Source organism: Ruegeria sp. AG7 (genome assembly GCF_056541545.1).
The window spans coordinates 334858-348559 of record NZ_JBQFYP010000002.1 but is presented as its reverse complement, the minus strand read 5'-3'; the positions used below and the strand labels follow the sequence as shown (position 1 = coordinate 348559).

The window sequence follows — 13702 nt, the reverse complement described above, 5'->3', positions numbered from 1 at the left end:
AGACCGGTTTACAACGGCCATCGGTGACTTGGTCGTCCCATCAGGGGCGCGTCACAAATCAGAGTTATTCCAGTCATCTACGAAACCGGGCTTTTGCTGAGCGGTGACATAGGTTAGACGAACGCGCAGTTAGATATGCGGAAACGGAATATGGCTCGGATTCTCATCACCTCGGCAATCCCATACATCAATGGGATCAAGCACCTCGGCAACCTGATCGGCTCGCAACTGCCTGCCGACTTGTATGCACGCTATCAGCGTGGCCGGGGGAACGAGGTCATGTTCCTGTGTGCCACCGACGAACACGGCACCCCGGCCGAACTGGCCGCTGCTAAAGCTGGAAAGCCTGTGGCCGAGTATTGCGCGGACATGTACGAAATTCAGGCCGACATCGCCAAGCGTTTTGGGATGAGCTTTGATCACTTTGGCCGTTCATCCAGCGAGCAGAACAAAAAGCTGACCCAACATTTCGCCGGAAAGCTGGATGAGGCCAGGTTGGTCCGTGAAGTCACGGAAAAGCAAATCTATTCCAACGCGGATGGTCGTTTTCTTCCCGACCGCTATATCGAGGGTACCTGCCCCAATTGCGGGTATGAGAACGCACGTGGCGACCAGTGTGAAAACTGCACCAAGCAGTTGGATCCGACCGACCTGATTGAACCGCGCTCGGCCATTTCGGGCTCGACCGATCTGGAAGTGCGTGAGACCAAGCACCTCTATCTGCGCCAATCGGCGATGAAGGATCAGCTGGATGCCTGGATTGACAGCAAAACTGACTGGCCGATCCTGACCACATCCATTGCCAAGAAATGGCTGCATGATGGCGACGGGCTGCAAGACCGGGGGATCACCCGCGATCTGGACTGGGGTGTTCCGGTCAAGAAAGGCGATCAGGACTGGCCCGGTATGGAAGGCAAGGTCTTCTATGTCTGGTTCGACGCGCCGATTGAATACATCGCCTGTGCCAAGGAATGGGCGGATTCCACGGGGAAACCCGATTCCGAGTGGGAACGCTGGTGGCGCACCGACAAGGGCGCGAACGATGTGCGCTATGTCCAGTTCATGGGCAAGGACAACGTGCCGTTTCACACGCTTTCTTTCCCCGCCACCATTCTCGGGTCGGGCGAGCCGTGGAAAATGGTCGACCACCTGAAATCCTTCAACTATCTAAACTACGACGGCGGCCAGTTCTCGACCTCGCAGGGTCGTGGCGTTTTCATGGATCAGGCGCTCGAGATTCTGCCAGCTGACTACTGGCGGTGGTGGCTGCTGAGCCATGCACCGGAAAGCAGCGACAGCGAGTTCACGTGGGAGAACTTCCAACAATCCGTGAACAAGGATCTGGCCGATGTTCTGGGCAACTTCGTCAGCCGCATCACCAAGTTCTGCCGCTCGAAATTCGGTGAGGTGGTGCCCGAAGGCGGTGAGTTTGGCGAGCGTGAGAACGCTCTGATCGATGAACTTACCAAACGTGTCCGCGCCTATGAGGCGCATATGGAAGCAATGGACGTCCGCAAATCGGCTCAGGAGCTGCGGGCCATCTGGGTGGCTGGCAACGAATTCCTGCAAGCTGCGGCGCCGTGGTCAACCTTCAAGGAAGACCCCGAACAGGCCGCTGCACAGGTGCGTCTGGGTCTGAACCTGATCCGGTTCTATGCCGTGCTCAGCGCGCCGTTCATCCCTGATGCTGCGGCCAAGATGCTAAGCGCCATGAACACGCTTGATACCAGCTGGCCGGAAGACGTAGCCGCAGCGTTGAACGCGCTACCCGCGGGTCACGACTTTACCGTGCCAGACGTTCTGTTCGCCAAGATCACAGACGAACAGCGCGAAGAATGGCAGGCAAAATTCGCCGGTAAACGCGGCTGACCACCCAGATATTCGGAAGCTCAAACGGGGGCCGTTGGCCCCTGTTTTCGTTCGGCACCTCGGAACGGGCCGACACCTAAACCAGCTTAGTTGCACAAATTTTTGGCGTCATCGCGAACCACCTCGGGATTCATCGCGCTTGAGAAATCGTGGTAAACAAGCCATCCTGCAAACAAGTTTTGTCGACTCGCGCGATTGTGACCGCCGGGATGGGCACCAATTGTTTCTGAAATGCACGAGGCTTTCGCCATGTCCCAAGTTTTCCCTTTTCCAACTCAGGCCAGCAATCCAATTGCCACCGCATTATTGCTGATATCCCTGGGACTGGCCCAACCTGCAACTGCACAGGACGAAGGAGCGGCACCGAAAGTTACGATTGCGGCCGCCTACACCGAAGAAATCACCGACGAGGCTTCCTTCATAGGGCGCGCTCAGGCGATCAATAAGGTCGACATCGTCGCCCGCGTGAACGGTTTTCTCAACAGCCGAAATGTCGAGGATGGGGCAACGGTCAAAGAAGGCGACCTGTTGTTCACCATCGAACCGGACCTTTACGAAGCGACATTGGAGGCCCGAAAAGCTGATCTGAACCGGGCCGAGGCAAATCTTGAGTTGGCCAAGGTTGACCTGGCACGTAAGGAAGAGCTTTACAAGCGCGACGCGACACCTGAATCCGAACGTGACATCGCGCGGGCAAACGAACTGGTCGCCGAGGCTCAGGTCAAGGCCGCAAATGCAGCGATCCAGCAGGCCGAACTGGACCTCAGCTATACACAGATCCACGCGCCTTTTGATGGGCGTATCGGCAGCATCACCACCAGTGTCGGCGATGTGGTAGGCCCGACCAACCCCCCGCTGGTGAACATTGTCAGCGAGACGCCGATCTATGTGAATTTCTCGCTCAACGAAAAAATCTTCACTTCGGTTCTTCAGACCGTTGGCGCAAATTCCGCTTCTCTTGCTGACAGCCCGCAAAGCCCCAATGTGCATATCACGCTGCCAAATGGAACCAAGTTGGATGAAACGGGCAGGATCGTATTCGTTGACAATCGTATCGACCCGTTGACCGGCGCGATCACAATGCGCGCCCAGTTCGAAAATGCCGACCGTTTGATCCTGGATGGTGCATTCGTGAATGTGCAGATTGAAGCGCTGCAACCAACCCTGCAAGTTCTGGTGCCGCAAGCTGCACTGCAACGCGACCAGCGTGGTGACTTTGTTCTTGTAGTAAACGACAAACATATGGTGGAGCAGCGATACATCACCACAGGCAATACGGAAGGTACTGCCATCATCGTTACGGAAGGCTTGCGTGAGGGCGAAAGCGTGATTGTCGAGGGCCTGCAACGGGTCCGCCCCGGCGTGGCCGTTGACGCGGTCGTCGCTTCTGAACAGCCGGGAGAATAAACGATGTTCTCAGCCCTGTTCATTAGCCGGCCAAAGCTGGCGTTTGTCATCTCGCTGGTACTGACCATCATGGGTGGCATCGGCTATCTGGTGCTGCCGGTCGCGCAGTTCCCTGACATTACCCCGCCCGTCGTCAACGTATCCACCAAATATACCGGCGCAAATGCGGAAACAGTGGAAAACACTGTTGCCGCACCGATCGAGGCGCAGGTCAACGGTGTGGACGACATGATCTACATGACGTCCAGATCGTCTGACAACGGCTCGTATTCATTGGACGTAACCTTCGAAGTTGGCACCGACCCCGATATCGCCTCGGTCAACGTGCAGAACCGGGTGGCACAGGCAATGTCGTCGTTGCCCGCCGAAGTGACATCTTCGGGCGTTGTTACACAAAAATCGTCGACCAACATGCTGATGCTGGTCACGCTGACCTCGCCCAACGGCACCTATGACAGCGTGTTTCTTTCCAACTATGCCTCGATCAACCTGCGCGATGCGCTGGCGCGTGTGCAGGGCGTGGGTAAGGCTGATGTTCTGACCAACCTGGAATACGCCATGCGGGTCTGGATGGACCCGGACAAGATGGCAGCCCTGTCGATCACACCAGGCGATGTGATCAACGCGATCCGCGAACAGAATATCGAAGTGTCCGCAGGCTCGATTGGTGCACCGCCTGTTCCCGAAGGCCAGACCTTTCAATACACGATCAAGTCCAAAGGGCGACTGACGTCAGCCGAAGAATTTGGCAACATCGTAATCCGTACCGGAGACGCCGGCGCAATTGTCCGCGTAAGGGATATCGCCCGGGTTGAGCTTGGTGCACAGTTTTACTCGGCGTCCGGTTATTTTCAGTCCGTGCCCGCCACCGTGATCGGTATCTATCAGGCCCCCGGCGCAAACGCCCTGGCCGTTTCAGAGCGCGTGCAGGCGGAACTGGAGCGGCTGTCCCGCGCATTCCCGACGGATGTGGAGTATGATGTCCCCTTCAACACGACAGACTTTGTCGAAGCTTCTTTGAATGACGTCGTATCGACACTGATCCTGACCTTCACCCTCGTGATCTCGGTCGTTTTTGTGTTCCTGGGAAGTTGGCGCGCGACGATCATCCCCGCGGTTGCCATCCCGGTCTCACTGATCGGCACGTTTGCTTTCTTGCTGGCCTTCGGCATGTCGTTGAACACGATCTCGCTGTTCGCGCTGGTATTGGCCATTGGGATCGTGGTTGATGACGCCATCGTCGTGGTCGAAAACGTCGAGCGCATCATCGCTGATGAGGGGCTGCCCCCAGCCGAAGCCACCCGTAAGGCGATGGGGCAGATCACAGGCCCGGTCATCGCGACCACGCTGGTATTGCTGGCGGTATTCGTGCCCGTGACCTTCATGCCGGGCATCTCAGGGCGGCTGTACTCTCAGTTCGCTGTCACGATCTCGACCGCTGTTGTGATCTCGTCCATCAACGCGCTGACACTGTCGCCCGCGCTGTGTGGGCTGGTCCTTAAGGCCCGCTCGGGGCCGCCCAAAGGGCTGCTTGCACTGTTCGAAAACTTCATTGGTGGCGTTCGCAACGGCTATGTCGCCATTGTTCGCAAACTGCTTGTCTTTCCGGCTATCGCACTGGCCATCGTGGTTGGGCTCGGCATGGGAACAGGGGCAATCATGTCGAACACGTCCGCCGGGTTCATCCCGCTGGAAGACAATGGCTATCTCTTTGTCGACGTGCAACTGCCTGACGCCGCGACGCTGGAACGGACCGAGGCCGTGACAAAGCGCCTCGATGACCAGATACGCGAGATCCCGGGTGTGTCCAGCACCGTTCTGATCAATGGCTTTTCATTGCTGAACGGCACAATCACCAACGGCGCTGCGATCTTCGTGAACCTCGACAACTGGGCCGAACGGCAGGAGGAAGACCTGAGCGCCAAGGCCATTCTGGCCAAGGTGCTGGCCATCGCGAATAATGAGACCGCAGCCTCGACCGTTGCCTTCAACCCGCCGCCAATTCAGGGTCTCGGCATGTCTGCCGGGGTTGAGATGGAGGTGCAGCAAACCGGTGGCGGTTCACCGCAGGATCTGGCATCGGCTGTGGGGTCGTTTGTCTATTCGGCCAACCAACGACCCGAGATCGGGCAAGCCTATACGACATTCCGTGCCAACGTTCCGCAGCTGTTCGTGGATCTGGACCGCGAGAAAGCCAAAACACTGGACGTCTCGGTGGCTGAGATTTTCCAGACCATGCAAGCCCAGCTGGGGTCGTATTATGTCAACGACTTCAACCTGTTTGGTCGCGTCTATCGCGTAATGATCCAGGCGGAAGGCAGCTATCGCGACAATGTCGATGACATTGCCAGCCTCTATGTGCGTTCACAGAAGGGCGACATGGTGCCATTGGGCACCCTGATTGACGTGGAAAACGTCTTGGGGCCGGTTCTGCTGAAACGGCATAACCTGTTCCGGTCGGCAACGGTGACAGCGGTGCCAGCGCCGGGCCTGTCCAGCGGCGATGCGATCACCGCGATGACAGAGGTCTCTGCTTCGGCTCTGCCGCCGGGATACTCGTTCGAATGGACGGGAACGGCACAACAACAATTGGCGTCCGGCAGCTTGGTGATCGTCATTCTGGGGCTGGCTATCCTATTCGGTTACCTGTTTCTGGTTGGACAGTATGAAAGCTGGACTATGCCGGTCTCGATCCTGCTGTCTGTGGTCGTGGCCCTGTTCGGGGCGGTGGCCGCGGTTGCCATCGTTGGCAGTGACATCAACCTCTATACGCAGATCGGTATGATCATGCTGGTGGGCCTTGCTTCGAAGAACGGCATTCTGATCGTCGAGTTTGCAATGGAACAGCGCGCCAAGGGTCTTTCGATCAAGGACGCTGCCGTCGAGGCAGCTCATCAGCGGTTCCGCGCTGTCATGATGACCGCCCTGTCTTTCCTGCTAGGCGTCGTACCGCTGCTGGCTGCCAATGGTGCGGGTGCGGCCAGCCAAAAAGCCATCGGTGTCGCCGTGTTCGGTGGCATGTTGGCCGCGACGCTGGTAGGCGTGATCGTGGTGCCTGTCCTCTACGCCCTGATGCAAAGCATGCGTGAGTGGCTGAAAGGCAGCAAAAACGATCCCGGCCCTTCAGAAGAAGCGGCCTGATCCGATCAAAGCCCCGCCCATCAGCGGGGCTTTTTTCTGGCGTTAGTCTGTTCTTCCCCGCCGACGTTCAGAGAGTTCGTGGATCACCACCTTTGCCTCTGGTGTCGGTGCCTGCTCGACCCGGCGATAATCCGATCCATCCCGGTTCCGTGTCAGCAGCCCACAGGAAATCATGGTCCGGCGCAGGGTTGCAGGGTCATCAAAACAATGTTCGGCATTGAGGCACGCGTTGACCTCACCCTCTTGCAGCACCGCGGCTGCCGGTACCGCAGACCAGAGCCCCACAAGGACAAAGTCTGCACCAATCGTTTTGACGGCCATTGCCGAAGTCTGCCCTGCCCGTCGAACAGGTGCAATGTGCGCTCAACCGTGCGCATGTCAGCAACTGGTTGTTTCGGGCGGGCCTCGATCCGCCGGGCAGCGGCACTGGTGGCGCGCATATGTTGCACGTTCTGAAACCCGGCGGCACGAGCGACCATATTCATCAGGGTCAGGTGCGACGGGCTGGAGTCGCCAAGTTGTTGGGACAGGATACGCACGAATCCGGTCAGATCATCGGCGTGCAAGGGTACAGGAGTTTTGCTCATCACAAATCCATATCGGGCGTTTTGCGCGATCGTTGGTCGCTGACTTGACGAAACAACGCCCTGATGGTTGCGATAGTTTCACATACACTGGCAGGTTTAGCACTCTGGGTAAGAGCAGCGACGCCTCGGTGTCTGCCGACCGTATCCAACGGCTAGCACAACACTCATCACCCGCCAAGAGGATAGAAAGATGGATCAGGTCGAGCCGGGGGCCAGCCGTTCAGCCATCCAGCCGTCGATCCGCGCAATCTGCTCGGCATTCAGTCGCAGGCCCAGCTTGTTGCGCCGCCAGACGACATCTTCGGCGGTCCGTGCATATTCCTTGTCCATCAACCACGCGACTTCCCGCGCGGTCAGGGTTGCGCCAAAATCCTCACCCAGATCAGACAGTTGCTGCGCATCCCCAAGGACATCTGTTGCTTCGGTTCCATAGGCCCTGATCAGGCGTGCAGCCCAGGCGGCACCAAGAAACGGATACGCGGCCTGAAGCTGATCAGTCAGGGCTTCAACAGCGTCAACCGGAAAGTCACCGCCCGGCAGCGCCACACCAGCGGTCCAGGGGCCCGGCATATTTGGAAAGAATTCACCAACCCTCTCCAGAGCACTTTCCGCGAGCCTGCGATAGGTGGTGATCTTGCCGCCAAACACGTTCAAAACAGGCGCCCCACCCTGCGCATCGACTTTCAGCGTGTAATCTCGCGTTGCTGCGGTGGCACTGCTGGCACCGTCGTCATAAAGCGGCCGCACACCAGAATAGGTCCACACAACATCTTCGCGGGTCACAGCGCGCCTGAAATACTTCGATGCGAAAGTGCACAGATACTCCTGCTCGACCTCGGTACAGACGGGTTTCGTGTCAGGGTCCGGGTGATCCTGATCCGTTGTGCCGATCAAGGTAAAGTCCTGTTCATACGGAATGGCGAAAATGATGCGGCCGTCTTCGCCCTGAAAGAAATAACACTTGTCGTGGTCATAGAGCCGGGGTGTCACAATATGGCTGCCCCGAACAAGCCGAACACCCTCGCGTGAGTTCACACGGATCTTGGACTGGATGATGTCCCCGACCCAAGGGCCACCTGCATTGATCAGCATTCTGGCCCGGACAAGACGGGTATCGCCGCTGTTGCGATCGCGAATGGATACCTGCCAAAGGTCGTCCACCCGCTCGGCGGAAATCACTTCGGTTCGCACCATGATCTGCGCACCGCGCGCCTCGGCGTCGCGGGCATTCAGGACCACCAACCGCGAGTCTTCGACCCAGCAGTCGGAATATTCATAAGCCGTTTCGAATTTGTCCTGTAGTGGGGCCCCTTCCGGAGCCGATCGCAGGTTCAGCGACGTGGTGCCCGGCAGAATTTTGCGACCACCCAGATTGTCATACATGAACAAACCCAACCGGATCAGCCAGGCCGGACGCCGCCCGCGCATCCACGGCATGACCGTGCTGAGCAGCCGTGAGGTCGGCGTTTCCGAGTCAAACCGCATGTCCTTATGGTATGGCAGCACGAAGCGCATCGGCCAGCTGATATGCGGCATCGCGCGCAACAGGGTTTCACGCTCGATCAGGGCCTCACGGACCAGGCGGATTTCGAAATATTCCAGATAGCGCAACCCGCCATGAAACAATTTGGTCGAGGCTGATGACGTCGCTGAAGCCAGATCATTCATCTCTGCCAAAGCAACTGACAGCCCGCGGCCAGCAGCATCCCGTGCGATGCCGCAACCATTGATCCCGCCACCGATGATAAAAAGGTCCGTTATCTGAACGTCCGCTGACTGCATGCCAATGATTCCTTGTCAGGATGGATGATAGGCATTTGCCAGAACATCCTTCGTATGGTCAATGTTTATGTTCGAATTTTTTCGTTTTACAACACTGATCTGAAATTTTCGCATGCCGTTCTTGCAAAACCGGCCAGAAAGAACAAAAACGAAAAGAAACACTTCAAGTCTGGAAACACCCATGTCCCTGTCTTTCCGCCAATCTGACATTCTGGACATTGCCGGGGCCGAAGGCCGCGTCACCGTTGACGGGTTGGCCGAAAGATTTGGTGTCACGGTCCAGACGATCCGGCGCGACCTGACCGAGCTGGCCGAGGCAGGTAAACTGGATCGGGTGCATGGCGGCGCGGTTCTGCGCTCGGGCGTTTCCAACATCGGATATGAAGACCGCCGCGCCCTGAATTCCGACGCCAAAACCCGTATTGCACAGGCTTGCGCCACCGATATCCCCGACGGTGCGTCGATCTTCATGAACATCGGGACCTCAACCGAGGCCGTGGCGCGGCAATTGCTGCACCACAAGAACCTGATGGTTGTGACGAACAACATGAATGTCGCAAACATTCTGATTGAGAACCCGGATTGTGAGGTCGTCATGGCTGGAGGCGTCCTGCGGCGCACAGACGGCGGGTTGATCGGGACCCTGACTGTTTCGACCATTCGGCAATTCAAATTTGATCTTGCCGTGATCGGCTGTTCAGCTTTGGACACTGACGGCGATCTTCTGGACTTCGACTTTCAGGAGGTACAAGTCAGCCAGACCATCATTGCACAGGCACGCCGAACTTTTCTGGTTGCCGACCATTCAAAGTTTCACCGCTCGGCCCCGGCGCGCATCACTTCCTTGGCTGAAATAGACGCGATCTACACTGATGCGCCGTTACCTGGCGATCTGCATCTGCGCAGTCAGGAATGGCAAACGGACATCGTACTGTGTAACTAGCGGACATTAAGAATAGTCTCAAAATTACCGCGTCGCTTGCCAGATGCCACCCGGCCTGACACTATCGTCTGCATAAAGATATGTGCACGGGAGGGGAGCACCGGGCCATGATTGCGCTTTTATTTGCACTACTTACCGCCACGATGGGGCTCAACTATTTCAACATGACGAAGGCAGGCAATGCGCTGTTCTTTGTTACAATTGCCCTTAGTATCTATTGGTTGAAATTCCACGCCACCAGTCAGCTGACAATTCAGCTTTGAGGGCCTCGTCATGACACCTGAACTGTCACGAACATTTAACGCGATCGGAATGTTGGCCGTCTGTCTCGTTCTGGCGCTGGCGTTTTTTTATCAACTTTTCCTTTACGAACTGCCTTGCCCGCTTTGCCTGTTGCAGCGTGTCGGCTTTGTTGCTGTCGGCGTCGGGCTGGGCTTGAACCTGCTGTATGGCGCGCGACCGCAGCACTATGCCATCATGCTGATTGCAGCTTTGTATGGCGGCAGTGTTTCGATCCGGCAAATCCTGTTGCACATTGTGCCGGGAACCGGCCACTATGGATCGCCCGTTCTTGGGCTGCATTATTACACTTGGGCGGGCATCGCCTTTTTCCTAGTCCTGCTGGGTACGTCGTTCATGCTGCTGTTTGATCGCCAATATGTCTCGGGCGCGACCAGCGAGGTACGATTTGGGGGAAACAAGCTGGCAAAAACCGCCTTCTTTGTCATGCTGGCACTGGCCGTGCTGAACGCCGGTTCAACTCTGCTGGAATGCGGACCGGGCATTTGTGATGACCCGCCCACCGACTACAAGTTGATTGACGAACTGAAAGCGAATGACTGAGGATACCCTAACCTTCCCCTGATGGAGGCACACGCATGGGACTATTGGGCCAGCCGCTGGGCTATTATGACTATCTGACATTGGCCGCGCTGATCCTGCTGCTTGCAGCAGTTATGGCGCTGTTCCTTTTCATTATGGGCCTTCCGGGGCGGATCGCGATCAAACGCAATCATCCCCACGCCGAAGCTGTAAAGATCATGGGATGGATGGGGTTCTTGGCTGTCGTGCCCTGGGTACACGCCTTCATGTGGGCTTTTCACGATGGCGTCACGGTCGATATTCGCCGCGGCCCGGACGAGGAAAAAGATGCCATTCGCGATGAAATCAAACGCCTGGGCGGCAAGGTCAAACCCGAATACCAGAATCGTCTGGACACAGACGACACACAACCCAGTTAAGACCGAAGGACCCTAATACCTATGTTCGTCGCCCTCGGCATCACTCTGTTCTACATCATTTTCGTCTGGCTCATTTTCTTCAAGCTGGAATGGCTGAAGTTTAACATTGCCTGGGGCATTGTTTCGTTCTGGGTGGGCGCACATCTGCTGCTGATCTTCCTTGTGGCGTTGCGCTTCTTTCAGCCGTTTTCGGCAGACAGCCACGTGGTGCGTTCGACCATACAGATCATCCCAAAGCTGACACAGCCGACGATCCTGTCCGAGGTTCTTGTTGAACCGAACACACCGGTCACAAAGGGCGATCCGCTTTATCGGTTCGACGATACGGTGTTTTCGCTGGCGGTCGATAATGCACAGGCCCAGTTGGTGGCGGCAGCGCAGAATGCCAAAATCCTTGAACAGGATGTTATCGCGTCGACCGAAGCTGTCGAACGGGCCAATGCACAACTGGCTTATGCGCAAACCCAACAGGCGCGGTATGAGAACCTTGTTCCCGCCGGAGGTGCCCGTCAGGACGACCTCGACCGTTGGAACGAACAGGTGACGGAAGATCAGGCCGCCGTTAAACAGGCCGAGGCGAACCTGGCCAAGGCTCAGCTGGCGCTGGAATCGCAGATTGACGGCGTGAACACCGGCATCCTTCAGGCGCAGGCGCAATTGGCCGAAGCCGAATATTTTCTGGAAAACACAACAATCTATGCGCCTGAAAATGGCATGATCGTCTCACAGCAGGCTCGCCCCGGATTGGTAGTCGGTGACGTCCGATTGGGTGCGATTGCCAGCTTTGTGACTGATGAAAGCCCTTATATCCTTGCCACGTTCCGCCAGCAGAACCTGAAATTTGTCGAGCCGGGGCAAGAGGTCGAAGTTGCACTTGATCTTTATCCCGGTGAAATCCTGACGGGCAAGGTCGAAGCGATCTGGTGGGCCACCCGGCAGGGGCAACTCATCCCGTCGGGCCGCCTGCCCGGTTTCGAGCTGCCCAAACTGCCCGGTCGGATTGCGGTCCAGATCACCGTCGATGTTCCGGAAGACCACATTTTCCCAGCAGGTGGTCATGCCGCAGTGGCGATCTATACAGGCCAAGGCAAAAGTTTTGAGTTTCTGAGGCGTATCAACATCCGTCTCTATTCCTTCGCCAACTTCATCCGACCTCTGGATATCTGAGGATGCGCGCCATGACACTCCGCAGGTTGTTGGGAACCGCCATTTGTGCCGCCACTCTCGCGGCCTGCACACCCGTTGGGCCGGATTTCGTGCGCCCCAACTCACCGGTCGTGAAACAGTGGATTGAGGTCAACAACCCCAGCGCCGGTCAAAGCGGGCTGACGTCGCGCAGTGCGCCTGTCGTGAAATGGTGGCAAACATTCAATGATCCTACCCTCAACAAACTGATTGCCGAGGCCTACGCCCAGAACCTGACACTTCAGGTCGCTGGCGCGCGGGTTTTGCAGGCCCGTGCACAACTGGGTATCGCCTTTGGCGAGCTTTACCCGCAGTCGCAGGCCATTGGCGGCTCGCTTGAACGGCGCCAGATCAGCGACAATCTGGGGCCGATTTCGGATGTCAATCGCGTCATCCCGCTGGATACCGAATTCTCGACCTCGCAAGTCGGCTTCGATGCCCAGTGGGAGTTGGACGTCTGGGGCGCGCAGCGGCGCGGCGTTCAGGCCGCGCGATCCAATCTGGCCCTGCAAGTGGCGAATTACGACGACGCGTTGGTGACGCTGACCGGGGATGTCGCCGCGCTTTACGTCAATATCCGGGCGTTGCAAGAGACGCTGGCAATTGCGCGTGAGAACATCAAATTGCAGCAGGATTCGGCAGACCTGACTCAGCTGCGGTTTAACAATGGCGTCACCACGGAACTGGACGTGCAGGAATCCACCGCCCTGCTGAACAACACTAAGGCGCTGGTACCCGAACTGGAAAGCGACTTGCAACAGACCAAGAACGCGCTTGCGGTGTTGTTGGGCACGACACCTTCACGCATGACCGGTCTGTTGGGCAATTCCGGCCACATTCCATCGGCCCGAGCAAATGTGGCAGTGGGCGTTCCCGCTGAATTGCTACGCCGCCGCCCGGATGTGCGCGCGGCTGAACTGGCGGCAGCCACGCAATCGGCACAAGTGGGCATCGCGATGGCGGACCTGTATCCCCAATTCATCCTGTCTGGCGCGATCGGGCTGCAGGCATCCGGCGGGCGCGATCTGTTCAGCGGTGGCAGCACAACCGGTCTGGCCAGTGCCGGTGTGGTCTGGAATGTGCTGAACTATGGCCGCATCAAGAACAATGTTCGCGCGCAGGACGCCGCTTATCAGGCGCTGATTGCGAATTATCAGAACACTGTGCTGACCGCTTATTCCGAAGTTGAAAGTGCCATGGTCGCTTATGCGCAGGCACGTAAGCAGGTCGGGTTCTATCAACAAAGTGTCGAGGCCTCACGCAAAGCTGCCGAAATCGCCGTCAGCCAGTATACAGACGGCATTGCCGATTATTCGCGCGTGCTGAACACCCAGACCGCGCTATTGCGGTCGCAAGCCAATCTGATCGAGGCACGGCAGCAGGTATCCAGCAATCTGGTGGCGGTTTACAAGGGCCTGGGCGGCGGATGGCAGATCCGGCAAAACCAGGAATTCCTGCCCGAAACCGTTCTGGCCGAGATGGCCTATCGCACGGACTGGGGCGATCTGCTGCAGAAAACCCCAACCCGCGCAAGCCTGAATTAAGTG

12 protein-coding genes are annotated in these 13702 nt (G+C 57.3%); 10 read left to right on the top strand and 2 right to left on the bottom strand.

Annotated features, from left to right (window positions below):
• Nucleotides 1–150: 150 nt before the first annotated feature.
• The 3 genes from metG (at nucleotide 151) to ACR0BF_RS04690 (ending at nucleotide 6417) form a co-directional block, all read left to right on the top strand.
• A complete protein-coding gene (gene metG / locus ACR0BF_RS04700) occupies nucleotides 151–1869 on the top strand; it encodes a methionine--tRNA ligase (protein WP_480624377.1) in 1719 nt (572 codons plus the stop codon).
• Between the two features lie 249 nt (nucleotides 1870–2118).
• Entirely contained in the window at nucleotides 2119–3276 is a 1158-nt protein-coding gene (locus ACR0BF_RS04695; protein ID WP_480624376.1) for an efflux RND transporter periplasmic adaptor subunit, read from the top strand.
• Nucleotides 3277–3279: 3 nt separating this feature from the next.
• Entirely contained in the window at nucleotides 3280–6417 is a 3138-nt protein-coding gene (locus ACR0BF_RS04690) for an efflux RND transporter permease subunit (RefSeq protein ID WP_480624375.1), read from the top strand.
• A 42-nt stretch (nucleotides 6418–6459) separates the two neighbouring features.
• On the opposite strand, the gene ACR0BF_RS04685 is transcribed toward ACR0BF_RS04690, so the two are convergent.
• Nucleotides 6460–6738, bottom strand: a complete 279-nt coding sequence (locus ACR0BF_RS04685) for a DUF2087 domain-containing protein (protein WP_480624374.1) — start codon at nucleotides 6736–6738, stop codon at nucleotides 6460–6462.
• On the opposite strand from ACR0BF_RS04685, the gene ACR0BF_RS04680 reads away from it, so the two are divergent.
• The gene (locus ACR0BF_RS04680) at nucleotides 6738–7052 is read left to right on the top strand and encodes a hypothetical protein (protein WP_480624373.1); all 315 of its coding nucleotides are present in this window, start codon (nucleotides 6738–6740) and stop codon (nucleotides 7050–7052) included. The two genes, ACR0BF_RS04685 and ACR0BF_RS04680, sit on opposite strands and share 1 nt — an antisense overlap.
• Nucleotides 7053–7199: 147 nt before the next feature.
• Here ACR0BF_RS04680 and glpD read toward each other — a convergent pair whose 3' ends face one another.
• Nucleotides 7200–8786 (bottom strand): glycerol-3-phosphate dehydrogenase, encoded by a 1587-nt coding sequence (gene glpD / locus ACR0BF_RS04675; RefSeq protein ID WP_480624372.1) that lies wholly within the window; start codon nucleotides 8784–8786, stop codon nucleotides 7200–7202.
• 181 nt (nucleotides 8787–8967) lie between these two features.
• Here glpD and ACR0BF_RS04670 point away from each other — a divergent pair, with 181 nt between their 5' ends.
• From ACR0BF_RS04670 to ACR0BF_RS04645, 6 genes are all read left to right on the top strand, one after another.
• Entirely contained in the window at nucleotides 8968–9729 is a 762-nt protein-coding gene (locus ACR0BF_RS04670) for a DeoR/GlpR family DNA-binding transcription regulator (RefSeq protein ID WP_480493353.1), read from the top strand.
• Between the two features lie 107 nt (nucleotides 9730–9836).
• Nucleotides 9837–9992: a DUF5993 family protein gene (locus ACR0BF_RS04665; protein WP_480553302.1), complete on the top strand. Its 156-nt coding sequence runs from the start codon at nucleotides 9837–9839 to the stop codon at nucleotides 9990–9992.
• A gap of 10 nt (nucleotides 9993–10002) precedes the next feature.
• Nucleotides 10003–10572, top strand: a complete 570-nt coding sequence (locus ACR0BF_RS04660) for a disulfide bond formation protein B (RefSeq protein ID WP_480516744.1) — start codon at nucleotides 10003–10005, stop codon at nucleotides 10570–10572.
• A 35-nt stretch (nucleotides 10573–10607) separates the two neighbouring features.
• Nucleotides 10608–10970, top strand: a complete 363-nt coding sequence (locus ACR0BF_RS04655; RefSeq protein ID WP_480493356.1) for a DUF3302 domain-containing protein — start codon at nucleotides 10608–10610, stop codon at nucleotides 10968–10970.
• Between the two features lie 21 nt (nucleotides 10971–10991).
• The gene (locus tag ACR0BF_RS04650) at nucleotides 10992–12137 is read left to right on the top strand and encodes an HlyD family secretion protein (protein ID WP_480493357.1); all 1146 of its coding nucleotides are present in this window, start codon (nucleotides 10992–10994) and stop codon (nucleotides 12135–12137) included.
• Between the two features lie 11 nt (nucleotides 12138–12148).
• Nucleotides 12149–13699, top strand: a complete 1551-nt coding sequence (locus ACR0BF_RS04645) for an efflux transporter outer membrane subunit (protein WP_480472349.1) — start codon at nucleotides 12149–12151, stop codon at nucleotides 13697–13699.
• The last annotated feature ends 3 nt before the right edge of the window (nucleotides 13700–13702 follow it).

Coding starts and splice junctions, on each gene's coding strand:
- metG (WP_480624377.1), top strand. CDS start 151: ATGGCTCGGATTCTCATCACCTCGGCAATCCCATACATCAATGGGATC.
- ACR0BF_RS04695 (WP_480624376.1), top strand. CDS start 2,119: ATGTCCCAAGTTTTCCCTTTTCCAACTCAGGCCAGCAATCCAATTGCC.
- ACR0BF_RS04690 (WP_480624375.1), top strand. CDS start 3,280: ATGTTCTCAGCCCTGTTCATTAGCCGGCCAAAGCTGGCGTTTGTCATC.
- ACR0BF_RS04685 (WP_480624374.1), bottom strand. CDS start 6,738: ATGGCCGTCAAAACGATTGGTGCAGACTTTGTCCTTGTGGGGCTCTGG.
- glpD (WP_480624372.1), bottom strand. CDS start 8,786: ATGCAGTCAGCGGACGTTCAGATAACGGACCTTTTTATCATCGGTGGC.
- ACR0BF_RS04670 (WP_480493353.1), top strand. CDS start 8,968: ATGTCCCTGTCTTTCCGCCAATCTGACATTCTGGACATTGCCGGGGCC.
- ACR0BF_RS04665 (WP_480553302.1), top strand. CDS start 9,837: ATGATTGCGCTTTTATTTGCACTACTTACCGCCACGATGGGGCTCAAC.
- ACR0BF_RS04660 (WP_480516744.1), top strand. CDS start 10,003: ATGACACCTGAACTGTCACGAACATTTAACGCGATCGGAATGTTGGCC.
- ACR0BF_RS04655 (WP_480493356.1), top strand. CDS start 10,608: ATGGGACTATTGGGCCAGCCGCTGGGCTATTATGACTATCTGACATTG.
- ACR0BF_RS04650 (WP_480493357.1), top strand. CDS start 10,992: ATGTTCGTCGCCCTCGGCATCACTCTGTTCTACATCATTTTCGTCTGG.
- ACR0BF_RS04645 (WP_480472349.1), top strand. CDS start 12,149: ATGACACTCCGCAGGTTGTTGGGAACCGCCATTTGTGCCGCCACTCTC.